This window comes from Streptomyces sp. NPDC017520 (assembly GCF_044329855.1).
Taxonomy (GTDB): Bacteria; Actinomycetota; Actinomycetes; order Streptomycetales; family Streptomycetaceae; genus Streptomyces.
The window spans coordinates 485996-510227 of the sequence record NZ_JBIRKB010000002.1 but is presented as its reverse complement, the minus strand read 5'-3'; the positions used below and the strand labels follow the sequence as shown (position 1 = coordinate 510227).

General features: G+C 72.0%; 22 protein-coding genes. 8 read left to right on the top strand and 14 right to left on the bottom strand.

All coding sequences use genetic code 11. From position 1 onward, the window contains the following. Nucleotides 1–102: 102 nt before the first annotated feature. Complete coding sequence (map, locus tag ACH4KB_RS06340) at nt 103–960, bottom strand: type I methionyl aminopeptidase (protein WP_398064119.1); 858 nt, start codon at nt 958–960, stop codon at nt 103–105. Nucleotides 961–1018: 58 nt separating this feature from the next. Here map and ACH4KB_RS06335 point away from each other — a divergent pair, with 58 nt between their 5' ends. Beyond that, on the top strand, nt 1019–1297 hold the full coding sequence (locus tag ACH4KB_RS06335) for a hypothetical protein (protein WP_398064116.1): 279 nt from the start codon (nt 1019–1021) through the stop codon (nt 1295–1297). A gap of 143 nt (nt 1298–1440) precedes the next feature. Here ACH4KB_RS06335 and ACH4KB_RS06330 read toward each other — a convergent pair whose 3' ends face one another. Next, nucleotides 1441–2754: an MFS transporter gene (locus ACH4KB_RS06330; protein WP_398064113.1), complete on the bottom strand. Its 1314-nt coding sequence runs from the start codon at nt 2752–2754 to the stop codon at nt 1441–1443. A 200-nt stretch (nt 2755–2954) separates the two neighbouring features. Between ACH4KB_RS06330 and npdG the strand changes: the two genes are divergently transcribed. Together npdG and ACH4KB_RS06320 are read left to right on the top strand one after the other, a co-directional pair. Beyond that, nucleotides 2955–3665, top strand: a complete 711-nt coding sequence (gene npdG / locus ACH4KB_RS06325; protein ID WP_398064111.1) for an NADPH-dependent F420 reductase — start codon at nt 2955–2957, stop codon at nt 3663–3665. A gap of 149 nt (nt 3666–3814) precedes the next feature. Continuing rightward, nucleotides 3815–3997 carry a hypothetical protein gene (locus tag ACH4KB_RS06320; protein WP_361867166.1) on the top strand — a complete coding sequence of 61 codons (183 nt, stop codon included), beginning with the start codon at nt 3815–3817 and terminating at the stop codon, nt 3995–3997. Between the two features lie 32 nt (nt 3998–4029). On the opposite strand, the gene ACH4KB_RS06315 is transcribed toward ACH4KB_RS06320, so the two are convergent. After that, entirely contained in the window at nt 4030–4836 is an 807-nt protein-coding gene (locus tag ACH4KB_RS06315) for a site-2 protease family protein (RefSeq protein WP_398064108.1), read from the bottom strand. 175 nt (nt 4837–5011) lie between these two features. On the opposite strand from ACH4KB_RS06315, the gene ACH4KB_RS06310 reads away from it, so the two are divergent. After that, entirely contained in the window at nt 5012–8413 is a 3402-nt protein-coding gene (locus tag ACH4KB_RS06310) for an AfsR/SARP family transcriptional regulator (RefSeq protein WP_398064107.1), read from the top strand. Between the two features lie 109 nt (nt 8414–8522). On the opposite strand, the gene ACH4KB_RS06305 is transcribed toward ACH4KB_RS06310, so the two are convergent. From ACH4KB_RS06305 to panB, 3 genes are all read right to left on the bottom strand, one after another. Then, a complete protein-coding gene (locus tag ACH4KB_RS06305; RefSeq protein ID WP_398064105.1) occupies nt 8523–9383 on the bottom strand; it encodes an ABC transporter permease in 861 nt (286 codons plus the stop codon). Further along, nucleotides 9380–10393, bottom strand: coding sequence for an ATP-binding cassette domain-containing protein (locus tag ACH4KB_RS06300; protein ID WP_398064102.1), 1014 nt, complete (start codon nt 10391–10393; stop codon nt 9380–9382). The genes ACH4KB_RS06305 and ACH4KB_RS06300 overlap by 4 nt, the downstream gene beginning before the upstream one ends. Before the next feature lie 185 nt (nt 10394–10578). Continuing rightward, nucleotides 10579–11478, bottom strand: a complete 900-nt coding sequence (panB, locus tag ACH4KB_RS06295; RefSeq protein WP_398064100.1) for a 3-methyl-2-oxobutanoate hydroxymethyltransferase — start codon at nt 11476–11478, stop codon at nt 10579–10581. 380 nt (nt 11479–11858) lie between these two features. Between panB and ACH4KB_RS06290 the strand changes: the two genes are divergently transcribed. Both ACH4KB_RS06290 and ACH4KB_RS06285 read left to right on the top strand, forming a co-directional pair. Then, nucleotides 11859–12884: an endonuclease/exonuclease/phosphatase family protein gene (locus tag ACH4KB_RS06290; RefSeq protein WP_398064098.1), complete on the top strand. Its 1026-nt coding sequence runs from the start codon at nt 11859–11861 to the stop codon at nt 12882–12884. A gap of 163 nt (nt 12885–13047) precedes the next feature. Continuing rightward, the gene (locus ACH4KB_RS06285; RefSeq protein ID WP_398064096.1) at nt 13048–14289 is read left to right on the top strand and encodes an MFS transporter; all 1242 of its coding nucleotides are present in this window, start codon (nt 13048–13050) and stop codon (nt 14287–14289) included. Nucleotides 14290–14490: 201 nt separating this feature from the next. Here the strand turns inward: ACH4KB_RS06285 and ACH4KB_RS06280 are convergent, their stop codons facing one another. The 6 genes from ACH4KB_RS06280 to ACH4KB_RS06255 form a co-directional block, all read right to left on the bottom strand. After that, a complete protein-coding gene (locus ACH4KB_RS06280) occupies nt 14491–16245 on the bottom strand; it encodes an NAD+ synthase (RefSeq protein ID WP_398064094.1) in 1755 nt (584 codons plus the stop codon). Between the two features lie 121 nt (nt 16246–16366). After that, nucleotides 16367–17995: a multicopper oxidase family protein gene (locus tag ACH4KB_RS06275; protein WP_398064093.1), complete on the bottom strand. Its 1629-nt coding sequence runs from the start codon at nt 17993–17995 to the stop codon at nt 16367–16369. 93 nt (nt 17996–18088) lie between these two features. Next, nucleotides 18089–18556 carry a hypothetical protein gene (locus tag ACH4KB_RS06270; protein ID WP_398064091.1) on the bottom strand — a complete coding sequence of 156 codons (468 nt, stop codon included), beginning with the start codon at nt 18554–18556 and terminating at the stop codon, nt 18089–18091. Between the two features lie 141 nt (nt 18557–18697). After that, nucleotides 18698–19123, bottom strand: a complete 426-nt coding sequence (locus ACH4KB_RS06265) for a CBS domain-containing protein (RefSeq protein WP_050357946.1) — start codon at nt 19121–19123, stop codon at nt 18698–18700. 211 nt (nt 19124–19334) lie between these two features. Further along, nucleotides 19335–20078, bottom strand: a complete 744-nt coding sequence (locus ACH4KB_RS06260) for a DUF305 domain-containing protein (protein WP_398064660.1) — start codon at nt 20076–20078, stop codon at nt 19335–19337. A gap of 53 nt (nt 20079–20131) precedes the next feature. Next, the gene (locus tag ACH4KB_RS06255; protein WP_398064089.1) at nt 20132–20824 is read right to left on the bottom strand and encodes a DUF3105 domain-containing protein; all 693 of its coding nucleotides are present in this window, start codon (nt 20822–20824) and stop codon (nt 20132–20134) included. A gap of 288 nt (nt 20825–21112) precedes the next feature. Here ACH4KB_RS06255 and glnA point away from each other — a divergent pair, with 288 nt between their 5' ends. Further along, complete coding sequence (gene glnA / locus ACH4KB_RS06250) at nt 21113–22474, top strand: type I glutamate--ammonia ligase (protein ID WP_003969536.1); 1362 nt, start codon at nt 21113–21115, stop codon at nt 22472–22474. Between the two features lie 295 nt (nt 22475–22769). Here the strand turns inward: glnA and ACH4KB_RS06245 are convergent, their stop codons facing one another. Then, nucleotides 22770–23501 (bottom strand): alpha/beta fold hydrolase, encoded by a 732-nt coding sequence (locus ACH4KB_RS06245; protein ID WP_398064087.1) that lies wholly within the window; start codon nt 23499–23501, stop codon nt 22770–22772. A gap of 57 nt (nt 23502–23558) precedes the next feature. On the opposite strand from ACH4KB_RS06245, the gene ACH4KB_RS06240 reads away from it, so the two are divergent. Beyond that, a complete protein-coding gene (locus ACH4KB_RS06240; RefSeq protein ID WP_398064085.1) occupies nt 23559–23696 on the top strand; it encodes a hypothetical protein in 138 nt (45 codons plus the stop codon). Between the two features lie 156 nt (nt 23697–23852). On the opposite strand, the gene ACH4KB_RS06235 is transcribed toward ACH4KB_RS06240, so the two are convergent. Then, complete coding sequence (locus ACH4KB_RS06235; RefSeq protein WP_398064083.1) at nt 23853–24149, bottom strand: hypothetical protein; 297 nt, start codon at nt 24147–24149, stop codon at nt 23853–23855. Nucleotides 24150–24232: the final 83 nt, after the last annotated feature.

Sequence of the window (24232 nt, the reverse complement as noted above, 5' to 3'; positions counted from 1 at the left end):
TAAAAGGCTACGCGCGGAGGGAAGGGGGAGTCCTGTTATGCGAATTTCGGGGTGACTTACGGCCGGGTGACTTACGGCCGGGTGATTTACGGTCGGGGTGATTTACGGATGGGTGAGGATCTCCGCTCCGGTCTCGGTGACCACCAGCGTGTGCTCGAACTGGGCCGTCCGCTTCCGGTCCTTCGTCACCACCGTCCAGCCGTCCTCCCACAGGTCGTACTCGTGGGTGCCCAGCGTCAGCATCGGCTCGATGGTGAACGTCATCCCCGGCTGCATCACCGTGGTGGCGTGCGGGCTGTCGTAGTGCGGGATGATCAGGCCGGAGTGGAACGAGGAGTTGATCCCGTGCCCGGTGAAGTCGCGGACGACCCCGTAGCCGAACCGCTTCGCGTACGACTCGATGACCCGGCCGATCACATTGATCTGGCGCCCGGGCCTGACCGCCTTGATGGCCCGGTTCAGCGACTCCCGGGTGCGCTCGACCAGCAGCCGCGACTCCTCGTCGACGTCGCCGCAGAGGTAGGTGGCGTTGTTGTCGCCGTGCACGCCGTTGATGTACGCGGTGACGTCCAGGTTCACGATGTCGCCGTCGCGCAGCACGGTGGAGTCGGGGATGCCGTGGCAGATGACCTCGTTCAGCGAGGTGCACAGAGACTTCGGGAAGCCCCGGTAGCCGAGCGTCGAGGGGTACGCGCCGTGATCGACCATGAAGTCGTGGGCGACCTTGTCGAGCTGGTCCGTGGTGACGCCCGGGGCGATGTGCTTGGCGGCCTCCTCCATCGCCTGGGCGGCGATACGGCCCGCGACGCGCATCCGCTCCACGGTGTCGGAGTCCTGGACCTCCGGGCCGGTGTACGGCGTCGGGGCCGGCTTCCCCACGTACTCGGGACGCCGGATGTTTCCGGGGACGGAACGGACGGGAGTGATCTCCCCTGGTACGAGAAGCGACTGGCCAGACATGCCAGCGAGTCTAACCAGCGGCCCCGGGGCACCATGGCGATAAGGAAAGGAGCCGTCGATGGCCCTGTTCAAGAAGCGCACGGTAGGCAAACCGGGCGAATGGTACTACTGCCTGGAGCACAAGAAGGTCGAGGAGGGCCCGGAGTGCCCGGCGCAGAACCGGTTCGGCCCCTACACCTCCCGCGAGGCGGCACAACACGCGATGGACACGGCCCGCGACCGGAACCTGGAGTGGGACACCGACCCCAAATGGCACGACGAGGAGAAGGGCAAGTCCAGCCCGCCCGGCGGCACCTCAAGCCCGCCCGGCGGCACCTCAGGCTCGTCCGGCGATTGAGGGCGCTCTTTCCCGCGGGCCCCGATCGGCGGGTACCTCAAGCCCGTCCGGCGATTGAGGACATCTTTTCCAGCCCCTCCGGCGCTTGAGGAGCGGGGCGCGGGGCGGAGCCCCGGAACCCGGGCCACCCGGCCCGGCCCGGGTCACCCCTCCACCCGGGCCTCCCGCCTCCGCACCGCGTCCTCATCCGTCTCCGAGTCGTACCGCACCAACTTCGGCAGGGCGGCCGTCAGCAGCACCACCGACGCCACGCACGCCACTCCGCCCGTCCAGATCGCCGACCGGGTTCCGGTCCAGCCCGCCATCGCCCCGGCCCGCACCTGGCCCAGCTGCGGGCCGACGCTGTACGAGAGCACCTCGATGCCCGCCAGCCGGCCCCGCAGCTCCTCCGGGATCGTCTGGTTCCAGATGGTCGCCCGCCCCAGCCCGCTCAGCATGTCGCCCGCCCCCGCGACGGCCAGGCAGAGCAGCACCACCCACACGCTGGAGAACCAGCCGGCCGCGGCGATGGCCAGCCCCCACGCCGTCGCACCGAACACCACGAACAGCCCGTGCCTGCGCACCCGGCTCGTCCAGCCGCTGGTCAGCCCCAGCGCCAGCGAGCCGACCGAACCCGCCGCGTACATCAGGCCCAGCGACCACTCCGCGTCCAGATCGTCCGCGAGGAACGGGAAGATCGTGTTCGGGAAGGCGAAGAACATCGCCGCCATGTCGATGGCGTACGTCCCCAGCAGCACCGGCCGGCTCCAGGCGTACCGCGCCCCCTCGACGATCCCGCGCAGCGACGGCTTCTGCGCGTCCCGCGCGGGCGGGGCCGGGGAGAGCCGCAGACAGAGCACGACGGAGGCGGCGAAGGTGCACACCGTCACCCCGTACGCGGTGCCGTGACCGGCGTACGCCACCACCAGACCGGCCAGCGCCGGGCCCGCGATGGCCCCGATCTGCCAGCGCAGCGAGTTCAGCGCGGCCGCCGCCGTCTGCTGTGCGTGCGGCACGATCCGGGCCATCAGGGAGTCCAGCGCGGGCCGCTGGAGCCCGGCGAGCGCGGACACCCCGCCGGCCACCACGTACAGCGGCCACAGCAGCGGCTCCGGGAGCAGGGCGTTCACCAGCAGGATCGCGGCGAGCACCCCGAGCCCCGCCTCGGTGAGCAGGATGACCCGGCGGCGGTCCACCGAGTCCGCGAGCGCCCCGCCGTACAGCCCGAAGACCACCAGCGGCACCAGCTCCACCGCGCCCATCGCCCCGACCGCGAGCGGGGAACCCGTGAGGTCCTTGATCTGGAGCGGCAGCGCGATGAGCGCCATGAAGCTGCCGAAGTACGTGATCAGGCCCTGGACCCACAGCAGCCGGAAGTCCGCCGAGGAGCGCCACGGCGAGAGGTCCGGCAGCAGCGCGCGGAGCCGGGCCGACGGCGGCGATGAGGAGGGGGAGGGCGAGGGAGGAGCTGCGGTCACGAAGGGCCATGATCCGCACTGCCGGGCGTTGCGGGCAAGCAGATATTCCGTGAGCCCCGCCGGACCGGGCTGAGGGGGTCGCCGACGTCTGCCGACCGCTGCCGGACCCGTACGGGGGACCGAGGGGAGCGGGCGGGGAGCGGCGCGGGGGCCCCGCAGCGACGGCCTCCCGGGGGCTACCTGGCAGTAGGGTCGGGCCCATGACTACACAGGACAGCGGCAGCGCGCCCAAGCCCCCCGCCAAGGACCCCTGGGACCTCCCCGACGTCTCCGCCCTGAGCGTGGGCGTGCTCGGCGGCACCGGCCCGCAGGGGCGCGGCCTCGCCTACCGGCTCGCCCGCGCCGGACAGCGGGTCACCCTCGGCTCCCGCGACGCCGCCCGCGCCGAGCAGGCCGCGGCCGAGCTGGGCTTCGGCGTCGAGGGCGCGGACAACGCGGAGTGCGCCCGGCGCAGCGACATCGTGATCGTCGCGGTGCCGTGGGACGGCCACGCGAAGACGCTTCAGTCCCTGCGCGAGGAACTCGCCGGCAAGCTCGTCATCGACTGCGTCAACCCGCTCGGCTTCGACAAGAAGGGCGCCTACGCCCTCAAGCCGGAGGAGGGCAGCGCAGCCGAACAGGCCGCGGCCCTGCTGCCGGACTCCCGGGTCACCGCCGCCTTCCACCACCTCTCGGCCGTGCTGCTCCAGGACGAGTCCATCGAGGAGATCGACACCGACGTGCTGGTCCTGGGCGAGGCCCGGTCCGACACGGACCTCGTGCAGGCGCTGGCCGGCCGGATCCCGGGCATGCGGGGCATCTTCGCGGGCCGGCTGCGCAACGCCCACCAGGTGGAGTCGCTGGTCGCCAACCTGATCTCGGTCAACCGCCGCTACAAGGCCCACGCCGGACTGCGCACCACCGACGTCTGACCGACCCCGACCGGTCCCGTTGCGCCCCGACCGGTTCCGACAGGTTCCGACCGGCCCCGACCGGCCCCGACCGGTCCCGGTCGGGGCACAACGGGGCATGGGGGACACTGGACGGGACCGCGACCCGTTCCCGACAGGAGTCGACCCCCATGCCCCGCATCGCTCTCTACGCCCTCGTCGTCTGCGTCCTCGCCGTGGTGGCGGCCGCGGTCTCCTTCGCGCAGGGCAGCCTGCTCGGGATCGTCTGGGTTCTCGTCGCGGGGCTCTCGTCGAACATGACCTGGTTCTACATCCGCAGGCACCGGCTGGCCGTCGCCGCCGACGCGGGCTGAACGAGGCGGGCCGCAGGACCCGGGCCCCGCGGTCAGCCCACCGCGCACCCCGGGTCCTGCTCGTCGAAGAGGCCCCGCCAGAAGCGGTACAGGTCGTAACCGCAGTACCGCTGGAACTCCTCGACGCCCAGCCCGCGCAGCAGCGCGTGGATCGCGTCGAAGAACACGATGTTCACCTCGGGGATCCACAGGATCGCGAACACCGCGATCAGCCCGAACGGCGCGATCGGCTCCACCTGGCGGCGGATCCGGTACGAGAGCCAGGGCTCGACCACCCCGTACCCGTCGAGGCCCGGGATCGGCAGGGAGTTCAGGATCGCCGCCGTCACCTGGAGCATCGCCAGGAACGCCAGCGCGTAGCGGAAGGCGAGCGGCACCCCGTCGAGCGCGTCCAGCCAGAACGGGGCCGTGCACACCACCGCGAACGCCACGTTCGTCAGCGGGCCCGCCGCCGAGATCAGACTGTGCTTCCACCGTCCGTGGATCCGGCCGCGCTCGATGTACACCGCGCCGCCGGGCAGCCCGATCCCGCCCATGATCACGAAGAGCACCGGCAGCACGATGCTGAGCAGCGCGTGCGTGTACTTCAGCGGGTTGAGCGTCAGATAGCCCTTGGACGCGACCGAGAGGTCCCCGCCGTGCAGCGCGGTCCGGGCGTGCGCGTACTCGTGCAGACAGAGCGAGACGATCCAGGCCCCGGTGACGAACAGGAACACCGCGAAGCCGGTGGCGTCCGCGAAATCCGTCCAGACCGCCCAGCCCGCGACCGCGGTGACGGCGGCGATACCGAGGAAGACCGGGCTGATCCTCCGGTCGCCGCGGGTGGCTGCGGTGGTCATCGGCGATCGGCTCCTGGGGTGAGGGGGCGGGGGGAGGGACTGTACGGCGTGGGGGTGCGGCCCTGGGACGCGGGAAGGGGAATCGTACGATCCGACAGGGGAGGAACGCCGGAGACCGCTTGTGGAGTTCCACCCGGTCAACGCCGCGCCCCCCTCCGTCACGGACAATGGGCCCGTGCGCTACTGCATCCTCGGCACCACCCGGGCCATCCGCGACGACGGCACGGCCGTCCCCCTCGGCGGGGCGCGGCTGCGCGCCCTGCTCACCGTGCTCGCGCTGCGCCCCGGGCGGACCGTCCCCGCCGGAGTCCTCGTCGACGAGGTGTGGGACGGCGACCCGCCCGCCGACGCGGCCGGCGCCCTCCAGGCCCTGGTCGGAAGGGCGCGGCGGGCCCTGGGCCGGAGTGCCGTCGAGTCCGTGGCGGGCGGCTACCGGCTCGCCGCCCCGCCGGACGCCGTGGACCTGCACCGCTTCGAACGCCTGGCGGGGGAGGGGAGCCGGGCCCTGGAGGACGGCGACGCTTCGCAGGCCCTCGCCCTCCTGGGGCAGGCCCTCGCCCTGTGGCACGGGCCCGCCCTCGCCGATCTGCCCGACCGCGCGGCGGAGGCGTCCCGCTGGGAGGCCCGCAGGCTCGACGCGCGACGCGCCGGGTTCGGGGCTCTCCTCGCCCTCGGGAGAGCGGGGGAGGCGCTGCCGGAGCTGGCCGTGCTCTGCGACGCCCACCCGCTCGACGAACCGCTCCAGGTCCTGCGCATCACGGCCCTGCGGGACGCCGGCCGCCCCGCCGAGGCGCTGGCCGCGTACGAGGAGGTCCGCACCCTGCTCGACGACCGCCTCGGCACCGCCCCGGGCCCGGGCCTGCGGGCCCTGCACACCGAACTGCTCCACCAGGGACCGGCCGCGCCGCCCGTGCCGGGACCCGCACCCCGCCCCACCCCGGGCACCCCGCCCGCCATGGGTGCGGCCCCTTCCCCGGCGCCTCCGACCGCGCCCCGGACACCGCCCGGGAACCTCCGGGCCCGGCTCACCAGCTTCGTCGGCCGCGACAGCGACATCGCCGCGCTCCGCGACGACCTCGCCCGGAGCCGGCTCGTCACCCTGCTCGGCCCCGGCGGCGCGGGCAAGACCCGCCTCTCCCAGGAGACCGCGGAGGCCGCCGCCGAGAGCTGGCCCGACGGCGTCTGGCTCGCCGAACTGGCGCCGGTCGACGACCCGGAGAGCGTGCCCGAAGCCGTCCTGACCGCGCTCGGCGCCCGCGAGACCGTGCTGCGCGGGGCCGGCGCCGAGGAGCTGCGGGCCACCGACCGCACCGCCGCCGACCCCCTCGTACGCCTCACCGAGCACTGCGCCCCGCGCCGGATGCTCCTCCTCCTGGACAACTGCGAGCACGTCATCGGAGCGGCCGCCGCCCTCGCCGAGCGGCTGCTGACCCACTGCCCGCAGCTCACCGTCCTGGCAACCAGCCGCGAACCCCTCGGCGTGCCGGGCGAGTTCGTCCGCCCCGTCGACCCGCTGCCGGACCCGATGGCGCTGCGCCTGCTCGCCGAGCGCGGGGCGGCGGCCCGCCCCGGCTTCCGCACCGACGCGGACGGGTCGACCGCTGCCGCCTGCGACGAGATCTGCCGCCGCCTGGACGGGCTGCCGCTCGCCATCGAGCTGGCCGCCGCCCGGCTGCGGATGCTCACCCCGCGCCAGATCGCCGACCGGCTCGACGACCGCTTCCGCCTCCTCACCAACGGCAGCCGGACCGTGCTGCCCCGCCAGCAGACCCTGCGCGCCGTCGTCGACTGGTCCTGGGACCTGCTGGACGCCGCCGAACGCGCCGTGCTGCGCCGGCTCTCCGTCTTCGCCGGAGGCTGCTCCCTCGCCGCCGCCGAGGAGGTCTGCGCCCTGCCCGCACCGGCCGACGGCGTCGCCGTCGACTCCCCGGACGTCGCCGCCCTGCTCGGGTCCCTGGTCGACAAGTCCCTCGTCGTCGCCGCGCCCGGCGACGACGAGGAGATGCGCTACCGGCTGCTGGAGACGGTCGGCGAATACGCCGCGGAGCGCCTGGAGGAGGCCGCCGAACGGGACGCCGTCGAGCGGCGCCACCTTGTCCACTACCGGGAGCTGGCCCGGATCACCGGGCCCAGGATGCGCGGCGGCGGGCAGCGCGACGCCATCGCGGTGTTCCAGCGCGAGTACGAGAACCTGCGCTCGGCGCTCCGTCACGCCGTCGCCGCCCGGGACGAGCACGAGGCGCTGTGCATCGTGCTGTCGATGGCCTGGTACTGGATGCTGCGGGACCTGCGCTCGGAAGCCCGCCAGTGGAGCGAGCTCGCCGCCTCGCTGGGCCCCGACCCCTTCGCCCCGCCCGGCGTCCGGGCTCCGGTGCTCATGGAAGGGGCCACCGACCGGCCGCCGCCGATGGACGACGAACAGCTCGCGGAGGCGCGGCGCGGGGTGGCGCTGATCCAGCTGGCCGGTGTGGACAACGCGATCAGCCAATGGTCGACCCCCGAGGGCAAGGCGCGTCTGAGGATCATCGCGGACACCTACCGGCCCGGCATGCCGCAGACCTGCCGCATGCCCGGAACGTTCTGGCTGTTCGCGATCATGCTCACCGGCGATATGGACCGGCTGTTCGCGGTGCTCGACGAGACGGTCCGGGCCTCCCGGGTCCATGGCGGCGAGTGGGAGCTGGGCAACGCGCTCCACACCCGCGCCAACCTTCTGTCCAACAGCCCCGAGCGGGTGGCGGACGCGCGCGCCGACGCCGACGAGAGCCTGGAGATCTACACGCGGCTGGGCGACGACTGGGGGGCTGCCGAGGCCCTTTCCGCGCGGGGCGAGGCCAACGAGCGCGCCGGGGACTTCCTGGCGGCCCTGGACGACTACCGAGCCGCCGTGGAGTACGCGCGCAAGATCGGCGCCCAGAGCCAGGCGGCACTGCTGCGGGCCCGGTACGCAGGCGCCCTCATCGAGCTCGACCGCCTCTCCGAGGCCGAGACCATCCTGCGCGACGTCACCGAGAACGGGCGGGAGATGGGCCACGAGGCGACTCCCATGGCCCGTATGCACCTGGGGTTCGTCCTCGGGCTCCAGGGTCGGGTCGACGAGGCGCGCCGCGAGGCGCAGCGGGTCCGCGAGGACTTCCGGTCCCGCGATGTCGCCATCTTCGGCGGATTCGTCTACGGCGTGCTGGCCTGGCTGGACAACCTCGACGGCGCCCATGCCTCCGCCCTCGACAACGCGCTGATCGCGCTGGACAGTGCGCTGGAGCCGCTGTCCATGATGGTGGCCCCGCAGATGCCGTCGGCCCATCTGACGGCCATCGCCCACGCGCTCGCCGGACTCGGCGACGCCCGGGCTGCGGAGGACGCCGCCCGGCTGCTGGCGTTCCAGGCGCGTCTCCTGCCCAAGGGGCATGTGCCGAGCGTGATGGAGCACCGCAGCCTGGTCCTCGCCGAGCAGGCCGCCCGGGACCGGCTCGACGACGACGCGGCGTACGCGGCGGCGTACGCGGAGGGCGGCGGCCTCACTCTCGACGAGGCCACCGCCCTGGCGGAGACGTACCGCCGCAGCCCTCCGGCGTAACGCTCCTGCGACCGGGCCCGCTGACTCGGACCGGCTGACTCGGGCCCGCTGACTCGGGCCGGCTGACTCGGGCCCGCTGACTCGGGCCGGCTTGCTCGGGCCCGCTCGCTCAGGCCTTCTTGCGGAACTTGGACACCGCCAGCGGAGCCATCACCAGGGTGATGCCCGCCGCCCAGGCGAGCGTCACCCAGACGGAGTCCGCGACCGGGCCGCCCATCATCAGGCCCCGCACCGCGTCGGCCAGATTGGACAGCGGGTTGTAGTCGGTGAACGTCTGGAGCCAGCCCGGCATGGTCGTGGGCGGCGCGAAGATGGAGGAACCGAACTGCAGGGGCATCAGCACCAGCATTCCCATCCCCTGGACCGCCTGGGCCGTCTTCATGGCCAGCCCGAGCACGATGAAGATCCACATGATGGCGGCGCCGAACACCGCCGACAGCGCGACCGCCGCCAGGAGTCCGAGCACGGACGTGCCGAGGCTCATGCCGAGGGCGAAGCCCATCGCGAGCAGGATGAGGATGGCGACCATCATCCGGCCCAGCTCGACCACGATCTTGGCGATCAGCACCGAGGAGCGGGCTATCGGCATCGTCCGGAACCGGTCCATGACGCCCTTGCGGAAGTCGTCGTTGACCCCGGTGCCGACGGCCATGGCGATGTTCATGCCCATCATCGCCATCAGCCCGGGTACCAGATAGTTCAGGTAGTCCTGCCGGTTCCCGCCGAGGCTGCCGCCGACCGAGCCGCCGAAGACGTACACGAACAGCAGCGTGAAGATGATCGGCATCAGAAGGACGTCGAACATCGACTCGGGGTCCTTCTTGATCTGGAGCAGATTGCGCCGCGCCAGAGCCCCGATGTGCCGCAGATTGGCCCGCAGACCGATGCGGCCCTCGTCGGCCACCGCCGGCTTCGACGGCGTGGCGCCCGCGGTCCCGGCGGGAGCGGGGGTCAGTGTCGTGGTGCTCATGCGGCGACCTCCTGGGGAGCCTGGTCGGAGAGGGGCGTGGCCTTGTCGCCGGTGATCGCGAGGAACACCTCGTCGAGACTGGGCAGGGCGGTGGAGACGTGGGCGAGGGAGAAGCCCCGGACGCCCAGCAGCCCGATGACGGCGGTCAGCTGCTCGTCGCTGAGGATCGGCACGTACAGCAGGCCCTCGTCCGGCACCGCCTGCGCACCGGCGACGCCGTCGAGGCCCGCCTCCCGGACCGCCTGCGCCATCGCGGCCAGCTCCGCCGGGTCCGAGGGCCGGATCTGGAGGGTGCGTCCGCCGACCTTCGCCTTCAGTTCGTCGACCCCGCCCCGGGCGATGATCTTTCCGCGGTCGATCACGGTCAGCTCCTTGGCGAGCTGCTCCGCCTCCTCCATGTACTGGGTGGTCAGCAGTACGGTCGCGCCCTCGGCGACCATCCGCTGCACCTCGTCCCAGACCTCGTTACGGGTCCGGGGGTCGAGCCCCGTCGTCGGCTCGTCCAGGTAGAGCACGGAGGGGCTGCCGATCATGGAAGCGGCCAGGTCGAGCCGGCGGCGCATTCCGCCGGAGTACTCCATGCAGGCCCGTTTGGCGGCCTCGGTGAGCGAGAACCGCTCCAGCAGCTCGTCGGCGCGGGCCCGTGCCTTCTTGCGGGGCAGATCGAGCAGCCGCCCGATCATGTAGAGGTTCTCCCAGCCGGAGAGCTTCTCGTCGACCGAGGCGTACTGCCCGGTGAGGCCGATGGTGCGGCGGAGCTGCCGGGGCTGCCTCACCACGTCGAAGCCCGCGACGACCGCGCGGCCGGAGTCGGGGGTGATCAGGGTGGACAGGCAGCGTACGAGGGTGGTCTTGCCCGCGCCGTTGGGGCCGAGCACACCGAGGACGGTGCCTTCGCGGACGTCGAGGTCCACGCCGTCCAGTGCTTTGGTCTCGCCGTAGTGCTTGACCAGCCCCCGCACCTCGACGGCGTTCCGGCCGCTGCTGGGGTTCTTGTCGATTCGTTCCATGTCCACCAGCAGACCAGCGCCCACCGACAGCTCGCCGACAGGCCGCCGACACGGCCCGGAACCGGACGCCGGACGGGCGACAGCCCGCCGATGGGGGATGTCGGCGGGCTGTCGGTGGTGCGGGAAATGGCTGGTGGGCGCGGGACGAAAACGCGCCGGAAGGCCCGTGGGTCAGTGCGCGGGCATCAGTGGAAGGTGTGCTCGGGCGCCGGGAAGGCGCCGCCCACGACCTCGTCCGCGAACTCCTTCGCCGCGTCGCCGAGCACCTGGCGCAGGTTCGCGTACTGCTTGGTGAAGCGCGGCACCTTGCCGCCGGTCAGCCCGACCATGTCCGTGTAGACGAGCACCTGCGCGTCGGTCGCGGAACCGGCGCCGATGCCGACGGTCGGGATGTGGAGCGTACGGGTGACCTCGGCGGCCAGCTCGGCGGGGACCAGCTCCAGCACGACGGCGAACGCGCCCGCGTCCTGCACGGCCTTGGCGTCGCGCAGCAGCTGCTGGGCGGCCTCCTCGCCGCGCCCCTGGACCCGGTAGCCCATCGCGTTGACGGACTGCGGGGTCAGGCCGATGTGACCCATGACCGGGATACCGGCCTCGACCAGCAGCCGGATCTGCTCGTGGGACCGCTCGCCGCCCTCCAGCTTGACCGCGCCGACGCCCGACTCCTTGACCAGCCGGGTGGCGTTGCGCAGCGCCTGGACGGGACCCTCCTGGTACGAGCCGAAGGGCAGGTCGCCGACGACGAGGGCGCGCTTGGTGCCCCGGACGACGGCGGCGGACAGCATGGCGATCTCGTCCATCGTGACGGGCACGGTGGTCTCGTAGCCGAGGTGGCAGTTGCCCATGGAGTCCCCGACGAGCATGACCGGGATGCCGGCCTCGTCGAAGACGGACGCGGTCATCGCGTCGTAGGCGGTGAGCATCGGCCACTTCTCGCCACGCTCCGTGGCGGCGGCGATGTCGTGGACGGTGATGCGGCGGGTGGACTTCCCTCCGTACAGCGCCTTGCTGCTGTCGGCGGACGCCCCTGCGGGGGAGGAGGTGCCCGTGGGGGAAGGCGGATTCTGTGCAGCCTGAAGCGACATGGCCGGTGGCTCCTTCGTCATCTCGAGGCACCCTGACGGCGTCCCCGGATCCCCTCCATGGTGGCACCCCGCCCCGCCACTCGGGAAGTGGGCCCGCACGCGTGTCCGAAGGGTGACCGAGGGGGAAGCCTTGACGATACGAGACGGTCCCGTATCGGGCCCGCCCCCGTACGAGTGTGACCGTTCTGTCACAGCACCCCCCGGCCGGCCCCGTACCGGAACCCGGTGTCCCGCCTCCGTCGTCCTGCTTTCCGTACGGGCACTCCGTACGGTCGTGAGGACGCCGGGCCGCTCTGTGGGCCGACGGCCGGAAAGACGCCGCTCATCGCCTAGGGTCGAGGGCGCGGCGATGTGCAGGGCAAGGCAGTGAGGACAGCGCGATGGTGCAGGCGTACGGAGCGGACACGGACCACGGCAGCGCGGGGCAGCCGGAGGCCGGCGGGTCCCGCTTCCGGAGCCTGTGGGACAGGCTGAGGTCCGACCGGGGCGTCTGGCGGCGCGGGATCGTGCTGGCCCTCTGCTCAGTGCTGCTGACCCTGCTGATGGTCGTCCACGCGCAGATCCCCAACCGGCTCGGCAACCTCGGCAGCCTCGTCGAGACGTTCCTGCCGTGGGTCGCGCTCTTCATCCCGGTGCTGCTGATCCTCGGCCTGCTGCGGCGCTCGGCGACCGCCGTGATCGCGCTGCTGCTGCCCGTCGTGGTCTGGCTCAACGTCTTCGGGGGCCTGCTCACCGACAAGTCCGGCGGCGGCGGCGACCTCACCGTCGCCACCCACAACGTCAACGCCGGCAACCCCGACCCCGACGGCACCGCCCAGCAGGTCGCCGGTTCCGGGGCGGACGTCGTGGCCCTCCAGGAACTCCCGGGCAGGCAGGTCTCCACGTACGAGAAGTCGCTGGCCGACCGCTACCCGTACCACTCCGTCCAGGGCACCGTGGGCCTGTGGAGCAAGTACCCGCTGGCCGACACCAAGCCCGTCGACATCAAGATGGGCTGGGTCCGGGCCATGCGCTCGACGGTCAGGACCCCGCAGGGCGAGGTCGCGGTGTACGTGGCCCACCTGCCGTCCGTCCGCGTGAAGCTGCGCGCCGGCTTCACCGCCAACCAGCGCGACGCCAGCGCCGACGCGCTCGGCGAGGCCATCGCGGACGAACGGGTGGAGCGCGTCGTGCTGCTCGGCGACCTGAACGGCACGATGAACGACCGCTCGCTGAACGCGGTCACCGCGCAGATGCGCTCCACCCAGGGCGCGGCGGGCGACGGCTTCGGATTCAGCTGGCCCGCCTCGTTCCCCATGGCCCGGATCGACCAGATCATGGTCAAGGGCGTCGAGCCGCTGGCCTCCTGGACCCTCGCGGCGACCGACAGCGACCACCTCCCGATTGCCGCCCGCGTGGAGCTGTGACCGTCCTCGTGCAACCGGCCGTTCACCTCGCGGCATAAAACGTCTGCGACAATTTGTTCCAGCCGCATACATAAGAAGACCCAGCCGTCGCCCGGCATCCACACCGAGGCGACGGCTCTTCGTTCTGCCCCCCGCCCCGAGTGATCGCGAAAGGCCCCTCCCCATGCCCCTGGCTCTCCTCGCCCTGGCCGTGAGCGCCTTCGGCATAGGCACGACGGAGTTCGTCATGATGGGGCTGCTCCCCAACGTGGCGGACGACCTCGGCACCTCCGTGCCCACCGCCGGATACCTCGTGTCGGCGTACGCGATCGGCGTCGTCCTGGGCGCACCTCTCCTCACCGGCCTCGGCTCCCGCGTCCCGCGGAAGAAGATGCTCCTGGCGCTCATGGCCCTGTTCACCGTCGGCAACCTGGCCTCCGCGCTCGCCCCCGACTTCGGCTGGCTGATCGCCGGCCGCTTCCTCGCCGGCCTCCCGCACGGCGCGTTCTTCGGCGTCGGCGCGGTCGTCGCCACCCGGCTGGTCTCCGAGGGCCGCCAGGCACGGGCCGTCGCGACGATGTTCCTCGGCCTGACGGTGGCGAACATCGTCGGCGTACCGGCCGCCACCCTGCTCGGCCAGCACCTCGGCTGGCGGGCCACCTTCCTCGTGGTCGCGGCGATCGGCCTCGCCGCGATGGCGGCCCTCACCCGTCTGGTGCCCCACATCCCCGTCGAGGCGCAGCAGGACGTCCGCCGCGAACTGCGCGCGCTCGGCAACCGTCAGGTGATCCTCGGCCTGCTCACCGCCGTCTTCGGCTTCGCCGGGGTCTTCGCGGTGTACTCGTACCTCTCGGCCATGACCACGAAGGCGATGGGCTTCGGCGAATCCTCGGTCACCCTGGTCCTGGCCCTCTTCGGCATCGGGATGACCCTGGGCGCCCTGGCCGCGGGCCCCCTCACGGACCGGGCGCTGCGCCCGACCCTGTACGGATCACTCGGTGCGCTCGCGGTGATCCTGGTGGCGTTCCCGTTCACGGTGCACGTCCAGTGGGCGGCGCTGGTGATGGTGGTGCTGCTGGGCGGAGTGGGCTTCATGACGACGACCCCGCTCCAGATGCTGGTGATGAACAAGGCGAAGGACGCCCCGACGCTGGCCTCCGCCTCCAACCACTCCGCGTTCAACCTGGCCAACGCGGGCGGCGCCTGGCTGGGCGGTATGGCCATCGCGGCGGGCTGGGGCTGGACGTCCCCGGCCCTCGTGGGCGCGGTGCTGGCAGTGATCGGCCTGGCGACAGCGGCGACGGCGGGCTACCTGGACCGGGACGCGTCCCCGAATTCCCGCGTAGTGGCAGGCGGCCCCCGCACCACACCCCGCGAACCGACACCAAGCCGGCCCGACACCAACTCCAGCCCGTCCGGCGTTTGAGGACGGAACCCTCGGCGGGGCGGGCCCGCTCTCTCGTCGGCGGCAGCTCTGCCCGGCCATTTCAGCCCGTCCGGCGCCTGAGGACAGAACGAAGCGCCGGACGGACCCGGCAGCCACGCGTGGCCGCCGTACCACTCAGCCCGTCCGGCGCTTGAGGACAGAGGCGGCGACCGGACGCCCCCGGTAACCGCCCGCCACCCGCTACGACGACTCGCGCCAGCGATTCGTGATCGGCAGCCGCCGGTCCTTCCCGAACCCCTTGGGCGAGATCTTCGTCCCCGGCGGATACTGCCGCCGCTTGTACTCCGCCGCGTCCACCATCCGCAGCGTCTTCGCCACCAGCTCCGCGTCGAACCCGGCCGCCACGATGGCGTCAAGACCCTGGTCCCGGTCGACGTACATCTCCAGGATCGCGTCCAGGACGTCGTAGTCCGGCAGCGAGTCCGTGTCGACCTGCCCCGGCCGCAGCTCCGCGCTCGGCGGCTTGGTGATCGAGGCCTCCGGGATCGGCGGGGTCTGCCCCCGCTCCTCGGCGGCCCGGTTGCGCCACTTCGCCAGCCGGAAGACCGACGACTTGTAGACGTCCTTGATCGGCCCGTACGCGCCGACCGCGTCCCCGTACAGCGTGGAGTAGCCCACCGCCAGCTCGGACTTGTTGCCCGGCGCCAGCACGATCTGCCCCTCCTGGTTGGACAGGGCCATCAGCATCGTGCCGCGCAGCCGCGCCTGGAGGTTCTCCTCGGCGAGACCGGTGAGCTCCAGCGACCCCATGTACGCGTCGAACATCGGCTCGATCGGCACCGTACGGAAGTTGAGCCCGGTCCGCCGCGCCAGCTCGGCCGCGTCGCCCTTGGAGTGGTCCGAGGAGTACTTCGACGGCATCGAGACCCCGTACACGTGCTGGGCGCCGAGCGCGTCGCAGGCGATGGCCGCGCAGATCGCCGAGTCGATGCCGCCGGAGAGCCCGATCAGCACACTGCTGAAACCGTTCTTCGCGGCGTACGCGCGCAGCCCCACGACCAGCGCGGAGTAGATCTCCTCCTCGTCGCCCAGCCGCTCCGCGTACCCGCCCGCCAGCTCCGGCTCGTACGCGTCCACGGGCCGGTCGGACAGCACCACGTGGTCGATGCGCAGCCCGTCGTCCACCACACCGAAGGGCGCCACGGCCTCGGCGGCGGGCAGTTCCAGATCGAGGATGACGCTGCCCTCGGAGAACTGGGGGGCGCGGGCGATGACCTCGCCCTCCTTGTCGACGACGATCGAGTCGCCGTCGAAGACCAGCTCGTCCTGGCCGCCGATCATCGCCAGATAGGCCGTCGTGCAGCCGGCCTCCTGGGCCCGCTTGCGGACCAGCTCCAGCCGGGTGTCATCCTTGTCCCGCTCGTACGGCGAGGCGTTGATCGACAGCAGCAGCCCGGCCCCGGCGGACCGGGCGGCCGGGACGCGCCCGCCGTCCTGCCACAGGTCCTCGCAGATCGCGAGGGCCACGTCGATGCCGCGGACCCGGACGACGGGCATCGAGTCGCCCGGCACGAAGTACCGGAACTCGTCGAACACCCCGTAGTTCGGCAGGTGGTGCTTGGCGAAGTTGAGCGCGATCCCGCCGCGGTGCAGCACGGCGGCGGCGTTGCGCGGGGAGCCGGCGGGCTGCCCGTAACGCGCCGCGGCGTGCTCCGAGCGGTCCAGGTAGCCGACGACGACCGGCAGTTCGCCGAAGCCCTCCGCGTCGAGCCGGGCGGCCAGCGCGCGGAGCGCCTGACGCGAGGCCTCGACGAAGGACGACCGCAGGGCCAGGTCCTCGACGGGGTATCCGGTCAGCACCATCTCGGGGAACGCCACCAGGTGGGCGCCCTGCTCGGCGGCGTGCCGGGTCCAGTGGACGATCGCCTCAGCGTTGCCGGCGAGGTCGCCGACGGTGGAGTCGATCTGATTCAGTGCGAGGCGTAGTTGAGGCACGGGGCCCAGTGTAATCGTCTTTCTGACGCGATGTCCCGGCGGGCCGGGCAAAATCTGCTCCGGCCCGCCGAAACCGCAGGTCGAAGCGGCTATCAGCTTCGACCCGCCAGGGATCGCAGGGTCAGCCGCGATACCCGATGACCGTCATCATCCCCGCCTCCGCGTGGTAGACGTTGTGGCAGTGGACCATCCACAGCCCGGGGTTGTCCGCGTCGAACTCCACGGTCAGCGACCGGTGCGGCAGCACGATCGCGGTGTCCTTGCGGGCCCCGGCGGCGTTCCCGCCGAGTGCGAAGGTGTGCCCGTGCAGATGGAGGGGATGCCACATGGCCGTCCCGTTGTCGAACACGACCCGCACCCGCTCGCCCGCCTCCACCGGCCGCCGCTGCTTCGCGCTGTACGGCTGCCCGTCGAAGGCCCAGTCGTACTTCGCCATCCCGCCGGTGAGCCGGATCCGGATCGTCCGGTCCGGCGCGCGGGAGGACAGCGCGACCGAGGGGTCCGGCGCGAGCCGCCCCGCCTCCACCAGCTTCCCGTCCAGCTCCTTGGGCCGTACGGAGGCGGCGGGCGCGGCCCCGCTCCCGGTCCGCAGCACGGCCAGCGCCGACGCCTCCTTCTTCCCGGCCTTCTTCCCCTCGGCCAGCGCGGTGAGCGGAAAGACCCCGTCGCCGGCGGTGACGAGGACGTCGTACCGCTCGCCCATTCCCAGCAGCAGCGCGTCCCCCGTGGTGTGCCGGACCGGGAAGCCGTCGGTGTGCGTCACGGTCATCCGGTGCCCGCCGAGTGCGACCCGGAAGGCGGTGTCGCCGCCGGCGTTGATGATCCGCAGCCGGATGCGGTCGCCGGGCCGAGCGGAGAAGGAGGACGGGTCCTGCGGCACCCGCCCGTTGACCAGGTAGTGCGGGTAGGCCACATCACCGGCGTCCCCGCCGAGCAGCTCGCTGGTGGCCCCCATCATCATCCGCGAGGGCCCGTCACCGCCGCCGTCCGCCGTGTCCTTCTCGGCCCCCTCGATTCCCTCGGTTCCCTCGTCCCTCTCGCCCGACATGGTGTGCGCGCCGTGGTCCGTCCCGCCGCCCATGCCCCCGGACAGCTCCTTGAGGACGGCGTCCGGAGTGGACCCGTCCACCCCGTCGACCCAGTCGTCGAGGACGACGACCCACTCCTTGTCGTACGCCAACGGCTCCTTCGGGTCCTCGACGATCAGCGGCGCGTACAGCCCCCGGTCCTGCTGGACGCCGGAGTGCGGGTGGAACCAGTACGTCCCCGGGTGCGGCACGGCGAACCGGTAGGCGAAGTCGGCTCCCGGCGCGATGTCCCGCTGGGTCAGCCCGGGGACCCCGTCCATGTCGTTGCGCAGGGCGAGGCCGTGCCAGTGCAGGGAGGTGGGCTCCGGCAGATGGTTGGCGAGGGTCAGGGCGAGCGTGTCGCCGGCCGTCACCCGCACCTCGCGCCCGGGAAGCCGGTCCCCGTACGCCCAGGAGGCGACGGTCAGACCGCCGCCGAGGTCGAGCCGGGCACGGGCGGCGGTGAGGGAGACCTTGCGCACGGGGCCGGAGCCGCGCGCCGCCTCGGCCGCCTCGACTTCCTTGCCGCCGGGCGAGACGTACGTACCGGAGTCCTGCGCTCCGCCGGGGGAGTGGCCTCTGCCGTGATCGCCGCCGCCGTCGGAACAGGCGGCGAGGGCTCCCGTGCCGGCGGCGGCGAGAGCGGCGCCGAGCACGGCGCGTCGAGTGGGTTGCGTGGGCATGCCGAATACACCTCTGAAGAACTGAAGAACTGAAGGGCTGAGAACCGAAGGGCTGTTGCTGCTGGAGAGAAGGCGGAGGTGAGACGCCCACTCCTAAATACGCAGCACCGAGACGCTGTCGAGCACCGATATCCGGGGCGGCGGAATCGGCCGCAGGGCCCGCAGCAGCCCCGCACCCACCGGCGTACCGAGGGGCCGCCCGTCGGCGCGCAGCCCGAGCAGCCAGGAACCGAGGAGAGCTAGGCCCCAGGCGCCGAGGACGGCGAGGCAGACGGAGAGCGGATCCATGCCGCTCATGGGCGCGCCGGAGCCGGGGGAGTCGTGCGGTGACTGCTGGGACTGCTGGGCGTCGACGACGCCCGGAGCCGGGGCGAGCCCTGCGGCCCGGTCCTGGCCCGGGGCCTGGGCCGGGTGCTCGGCCATGGCGGCAGGCGGGGTCGACGAACCGCCGTGCTCCGCCGGATGCCCGACCGTGTGCATGGTGACGACGCCGAACAGCAGAGCGGCGAACAGCATCAGCTGCCCGTACGTCACGCTCCTGCTCCGCGTCCTGCCCGCCATGCGGGCCACCCTACCCCTGGCGGGTATGCGGCCCTGGGGTGGGGGCGGCCCGGCGCCTTCTGATCACCTTCCGTCACTCCGCCGGGGCGGGCGGAGAGGGGGGAGGGGGGGGAGGGCGCCGGGCCGTCGTCGTACGGGGGCTCAGCTGCGGGAGTAGACCTTCTCGGCCCAGCCCGCGATCTGCTCCTCGGTGAGGTGCTGCGCGAGGTCGGCCTCGCTGATCATGCCGACGAGCTTCTTGTTCTCGACGACGGGCAGCCGGCGGATGCGATGGGTCTGCATCTCCTCCAGGACCGCGTTCACATCGGCCTCCGCCTCGATCCAGCGGGGCGTGCCCTGCGCGAGATCGCCCGCCGTGACCTTCGCCGGGTCGTGGCCCTTGGCCACACAGCCGACGACGATGTCGCGGTCGGTGATGATGCCGACCATCCGGTCGGAGTCACCGTTGGCGGACACCGGGAGCGCGCCCACGTTGTGCTCGCGCATCAGCTGCGCCGCACGGTCGAGCGTCTCGTGGGCCGGGATCCAGCGGGCCCCGCTGTGCATGATGTCTTTGGCGGTCGTCATGGGGGATTTCCTCCTGCGTGCCGATGGCACTGCCGTACGGCCCCGAGCGCAACCCATCGTCACCGGCCCGCCGGGGCCCCGCGACCGCAATCACCCGTTCGGGTGCGTCGCCGACAGGACGAAAGCTGACGCACCCGTCGCGTGGGGCCCCGAAGCCCAGGCCCCGAAGCCCAGGCCTCGAAGCCCAGGCCCCGGAGCCCAGGCCCCGGGCTCAGGACCGAGGCGAGGCGCCCCGCTCGGCCAGCATGTCCCGCATCAGCCCCAGCTCGGACTGCTGGCCCTCGACCATGCCCCGGGCGAGCCGCTGCTCGGCCGGGACGGCGCACAGGGACGCACAGGCCTCGGCCATGTCGACGCCGCCCTTGTGGTGGTCCGTCATCAACTGGAGGAAGAACACCTCGGCCTTCTCACCGTCGAGACGGCCGAGCCGCGCCAGTTCGGAGCGGCTCGCCATGCCGGGCATGAGCACCCCGTCCGCACCGGAAGCCGCCTCGGTACCGCCCGAGCCGTGCCCGCCGTGCTCGGACCCACCCGTATCGGTCCCGGTTCCGCCGTGCTCGTGGCCTCCCGTACCGGCCATCCACGCCATGGGCTGCTCCCCGCCCGGGGCGACCTTCGGCAGCTCCCACAGGTCGAGCCAGCCCAGCAGCATGCCGCGCTGGTTGGCCTGGGTGTTGGCGATGTCGTAGGCGAGACGGCGTACGTCCTCGTCGTCCGTGCGGTCGCGGACGATGAACGACATCTCGACGGCCTGCTGATGGTGGACGGCCATGTCCCGGGCGAACCCGGCGTCGGCGGACGAGGCCCCCGGAACGCGCACAGACGCGTCCCCCGCTCCCGAGCCGTCCCGGTCGCCCCGCGCGGAGGCGACGGTGGCCGCCCCCGCGAAGAGCAGGGCGAGGGCCACGGCGGCGCCGGCCGCCCGGCGGACACGCCGGGTCTTCCGCCGCTCCACGTCGGCGTGCGGGGTTCCGACGGCGTCGTCCTCGGCCGTCCGCTCCCCGGCCGTCACCGCGGCACCGTGGCCAGCCCGCCGGTGCAGGGTGCGCCGGGCTCGGGGGTCTGCGCGCCCTGGACGTACTGGGCGAGGAACTGGTCCACCCGCTTGTCGTCGGCGGAGTCGACGGCGACCTGCTTGCCCCAGGCGCTGAGCATGATTGCGCCCTCCTGGCCGGCGTACGGGCTCATCAGCGTGAACGGGGTCTTCTTGACGCGCTCGGCCAGTGCGGCGACATCGGCGTCCGCGGCCTTGCCGTTGTAGGTGACCCAGACCGCGCCGTGCTCCAGGGAGTGCACGGCGTTGACGTCCGGGAGCGCCTTTTCGTATACGTCGCCGTCGCAGTTCATCCAGGACTGGTTGTGGTCGCCGCCGACCGGAGGCTTCATCGGATAGTCCACCGAGCCCGCGACGTGCTGGCGGCCGAGCTTCGCCGCGTCCCAGGACTTCAGCCCCTCGATGGCCCCGCCCGTGGCGTCGCCGTGGGAGCCGCCGTGACCGCCCGGGTGCTTGCCGTCCTGGGCCGAGGAGGCGTCGTCGGACTTCTCGTTCGCCTCGGAGTTCTCCAGCAGCAGGTACGAGCCGAAGGCGACGAGACCGGCCACGACGGCAGCGCTCAGCCCTATGGCGATGGCCCGGTTGCGGGTGGCGCGGGCGCGCGGGTCGGGGGCCTGGGGCTGGGGGAACCGGGGGTCGATGCTCATGTCGTCGAATCCTTCTGCGAAGGGGCCGGGAGGAGGGGGACGGTCCGTGAACCGATGCGCGCGCACGGGCGGAAGGGCGGGAGGGAAGCCGGGCGGAAAGCCGGGCGGAAAGCGGGCCACTGCTCGGCTGCCGCCCCCGTGCGCCACGGTCGCCGATCGTAGTGGGTGGCCGAGTGCTCTCTCTCACACCGTGTGCGTAATCTGGGGGAAATCCCGGGTCGCGATACTGAAGTGTCCCCCTACCCCGGGCGGTGGTGCACGGACCGTCTGAACTGCAAGGATGTGGCAATGGACAAGCAGCAGGAATTCGTCCTCAGGACCCTTGAGGAGCGCGACATCCGCTTCGTGCGGCTGTGGTTCACCGACGTCCTCGGGTTCCTCAAGTCCGTCGCCGTGGCTCCGGCCGAGCTGGAGCAGGCGTTCGACGAGGGCATCGGCTTCGACGGCTCGGCGATCGAGGGCTTCGCCCGCGTGTACGAATCGGACATGATCGCCAAGCCGGACCCGGGCACCTTCCAGATCCTGCCCTGGCGCGCGGAGGCCCCCGGCACCGCGCGGATGTTCTGCGACATCCTGATGCCGGACGGCTCCCCGTCCTTCGCCGACCCCCGCTACGTACTGAAGCGGATCCTCGCGAAGACGTCCGACCTCGGCTTCACCTTCTACACCCACCCCGAGATCGAGTTCTTCCTGCTGAAGAACAAGCCGGTCGACGGCACCCGCCCGACCCCGGCGGACAGTTCGGGCTACTTCGACCACACGCCGCAGAACGTCGGTATGGACTTCCGCCGCCAGGCGATCACCATGCTCGAATCGATGGGCATCTCGGTCGAGTTCAGCCACCACGAGGGCGCCCCCGGCCAGCAGGAGATCGACCTGCGGTACGCGGACGCGCTCTCCACGGCGGACAACATCATGACGTTCCGTCTGGTGATGAAGCAGGTGGCGCTGGAACAGGGCGTGCAGGCCACGTTCATGCCCAAGCCGTTCTCGGAGTACCCGGGTTCGGGCATGCACACCCACCTCTCCCTCTTCGAGGGCGACCGCAACGCCTTCTACGAGTCGGGCGCGGAGTACCAGCTCTCCAAGGTCGGCCGCTCCTTCATCGCGGGCCTGCTGACGCACGCGGCGGAGATCTCGGCCGTCACCAACCAGTGGGTCAACTCCTACAAGCGCATCTGGGGCGGCTCGTCCCGCGCGGCCGGCGCGGGCGGCGAGGCCCCCTCGTACATCTGCTGGGGCCACAACAACCGCTCCGCCCTCATCCGCGTCCCGATGTACAAGCCCGGCAAGACCGGCTCGGCCCGCGTCGAGGTCCGCTCCATCGACTCCGGCGCCAACCCGTACCTCACCTACGCGGTCCTGCTCGCCGCCGGCCTCAAGGGCATCGAGGAGGGCTATGAACTCCCGGCCGGCGCGGATGACGACGTCTGGGCCCTCTCCGACGCGGAGCGCCGCGCGATGGGCATCGAGCCGCTCCCGCAGAACCTGGGCGAGGCGATCTCGCTGATGGAGAAGAGCGAGCTGGTCGCGGAGACCCTGGGCGAGCACGTCTTCGACTTCTTCCTGCGCAACAAGAAGCAGGAGTGGGAGGAGTACCGCAGCGAGGTCACGGCCTTCGAGCTGAAGAACCTGCTGCCGGTGCTGTAGTAGCGGGTCAGCGGCTCGGAGAGCGCGATGCGGGCGGGTCGCCCGGTTCATCCGAAGCGACCCGCCCGCAGCCATGAGCAACCCTGGGCCGCCTGAGGGCCGTCAGGCCCGACGGACGGCGGGCCCGACTACGCCTTGTCCACCGGGAAAGCCAGTGCCGGATCGGGCGACGTCTGCCCTGTGGTGATCTTGAGTGAGCACGGCAGACGGCCGGCGGGCACGCGACGTCGGCAGGCCCGGGCGTTCGCGGTCTCCCGGTGCTCGGGCAGCCCTGGTGGACCCTGCTCCGGCGCGCTCAGCTGTGAGCAGGTAGTTCTAGGGCGAAGCGGCGGATGGCAGCGGTGAAGGCATCTGGATCGTCGAAGTTCGCGAGATGCCTCGCCCGCGGGATCAACTCGACGCGGGCCTGCGGATGCGCGCGGACGAAGTCCATCTCGTCGGACCGGAAGACGGTGTCCTTCTCGCCGTTCAGGATGAGCACGGGAGCCACCACATGACGCATCGCGTCCGCGTCGAAACGGCCCAGGACCTCGCCCCAGGCGGCCGGCAGAGTATGGAAGGCGTAACCGGAGCGGATGGTGGCGTCCACGACTTCGGGGGGATAGAGCCGACGTAGCAACCTGTCGTTCCAGCGGGTCAACCGGTCCGCCGGTATACGAGGGACAAGCCCCATAGCCCACCGATACGGTGCTGCCCACGGACTACACGTTGAGGCGCTGGCCCCCGCGAGAACCAGCCCCCGCAGCTGCTCCGGGCAGCGTCGTGCGAATTCCAGCGAGGCGTATCCGCCAAGCGAGTGCCCGACGACCAGAGCCGGCCCGTGGTCGAGCGAGTCCACCGCGGAAGCGATGATCTCCGTCGCCGCGTTCAGGCTCCAGGGTTGGGCAGAGCGCGCGCCGTGGCCTGGTAGGTCAACGGCGGCTACCCGAAAGTCCTTTTGGAGCGCGGCGAGCTGTGGGCTCCACTGACCCGCGCTGAACCGCGTCCCGTGTACGAAGATGATGGGCGGTGCATCGGCAGCCGTCATGAATCCCCCAGATCCGCGCTCTCTTCGGACTGACTCTACGTAAGCACCTTGATGTTCATGACCGGCCTGGTGCTGAGTCTCTCGGTGGCGGCGTCCTGGTTCTGGCTCCTCCTCGCCGGCTTCGTCCTCATGATCGCTGTCTATGCCGTGAAGGGCCTCGAACTCCTCCGCGCCCGCCGCCACGCTCCGGCCTGACCCTCGGAAACGCTCAGGGGATGGCATTTCGCGTGCGCACCCTTTGGCTACCCACTACAGGCTCGGCCGGTCCGGGGCGCGGTCGAGTCGCCGTGAGCGGTGTCGGGCCGGATCCGCGTTATCCGTGACGGGCGCGGGCCGGCGTGACCCGGAGCGCTACACCGGCGGCGTACCCGGCGGTGACGGTGCCGGGGGCGGGTTCGGCAGGGGAGGGCCCGGGTCCGGCGGGGTCTTCGGGGGGCCGCTGCCGTGTTTGCCGTCGTTCAGGACCTTGCGGGGCGTCAGGCCGTAGATGCCGAACGGGGGGAAGAGGTCGACGCGGCGTGGGTAGTCGCCCTCCGCGCACTCCTCGCAGAGCAGGTCGCGGCCGGTGGGGGTATGGCGGGCGGCGGTGACCGGGGCGTTCCAGCATGCCTCGCAGTCGAGCACGTCCGTCGTGGAGAGGGCGATCATCCTGGCCTCCCGGGTGGTGCCGGTAACGCCTGGCGGGTCCTGCGCATCAGGTGCCTCCGTCTCTGGTGAGGGTGTGCCGGCAA

Excerpts from the sequence above, each read along its gene's own strand:
- map (WP_398064119.1), bottom strand. The coding sequence starts at position 960 with ATGTCTGGCCAGTCGCTTCTCGTACCAGGGGAGATCACTCCCGTCCGT.
- ACH4KB_RS06335 (WP_398064116.1), top strand. The coding sequence starts at position 1,019 with ATGGCCCTGTTCAAGAAGCGCACGGTAGGCAAACCGGGCGAATGGTAC.
- npdG (WP_398064111.1), top strand. The coding sequence starts at position 2,955 with ATGACTACACAGGACAGCGGCAGCGCGCCCAAGCCCCCCGCCAAGGAC.
- ACH4KB_RS06320 (WP_361867166.1), top strand. The coding sequence starts at position 3,815 with ATGCCCCGCATCGCTCTCTACGCCCTCGTCGTCTGCGTCCTCGCCGTG.
- ACH4KB_RS06315 (WP_398064108.1), bottom strand. The coding sequence starts at position 4,836 with ATGACCACCGCAGCCACCCGCGGCGACCGGAGGATCAGCCCGGTCTTC.
- ACH4KB_RS06305 (WP_398064105.1), bottom strand. The coding sequence starts at position 9,383 with ATGAGCACCACGACACTGACCCCCGCTCCCGCCGGGACCGCGGGCGCC.
- ACH4KB_RS06300 (WP_398064102.1), bottom strand. The coding sequence starts at position 10,393 with ATGGAACGAATCGACAAGAACCCCAGCAGCGGCCGGAACGCCGTCGAG.
- panB (WP_398064100.1), bottom strand. The coding sequence starts at position 11,478 with ATGTCGCTTCAGGCTGCACAGAATCCGCCTTCCCCCACGGGCACCTCC.
- ACH4KB_RS06290 (WP_398064098.1), top strand. The coding sequence starts at position 11,859 with ATGGTGCAGGCGTACGGAGCGGACACGGACCACGGCAGCGCGGGGCAG.
- ACH4KB_RS06285 (WP_398064096.1), top strand. The coding sequence starts at position 13,048 with ATGCCCCTGGCTCTCCTCGCCCTGGCCGTGAGCGCCTTCGGCATAGGC.
- ACH4KB_RS06275 (WP_398064093.1), bottom strand. The coding sequence starts at position 17,995 with ATGCCCACGCAACCCACTCGACGCGCCGTGCTCGGCGCCGCTCTCGCC.
- ACH4KB_RS06270 (WP_398064091.1), bottom strand. The coding sequence starts at position 18,556 with ATGGCGGGCAGGACGCGGAGCAGGAGCGTGACGTACGGGCAGCTGATG.
- ACH4KB_RS06265 (WP_050357946.1), bottom strand. The coding sequence starts at position 19,123 with ATGACGACCGCCAAAGACATCATGCACAGCGGGGCCCGCTGGATCCCG.
- ACH4KB_RS06255 (WP_398064089.1), bottom strand. The coding sequence starts at position 20,824 with ATGAGCATCGACCCCCGGTTCCCCCAGCCCCAGGCCCCCGACCCGCGC.
- glnA (WP_003969536.1), top strand. The coding sequence starts at position 21,113 with ATGGACAAGCAGCAGGAATTCGTCCTCAGGACCCTTGAGGAGCGCGAC.
- ACH4KB_RS06245 (WP_398064087.1), bottom strand. The coding sequence starts at position 23,501 with ATGACGGCTGCCGATGCACCGCCCATCATCTTCGTACACGGGACGCGG.
- ACH4KB_RS06240 (WP_398064085.1), top strand. The coding sequence starts at position 23,559 with ATGACCGGCCTGGTGCTGAGTCTCTCGGTGGCGGCGTCCTGGTTCTGG.
- ACH4KB_RS06235 (WP_398064083.1), bottom strand. The coding sequence starts at position 24,149 with ATGATCGCCCTCTCCACGACGGACGTGCTCGACTGCGAGGCATGCTGG.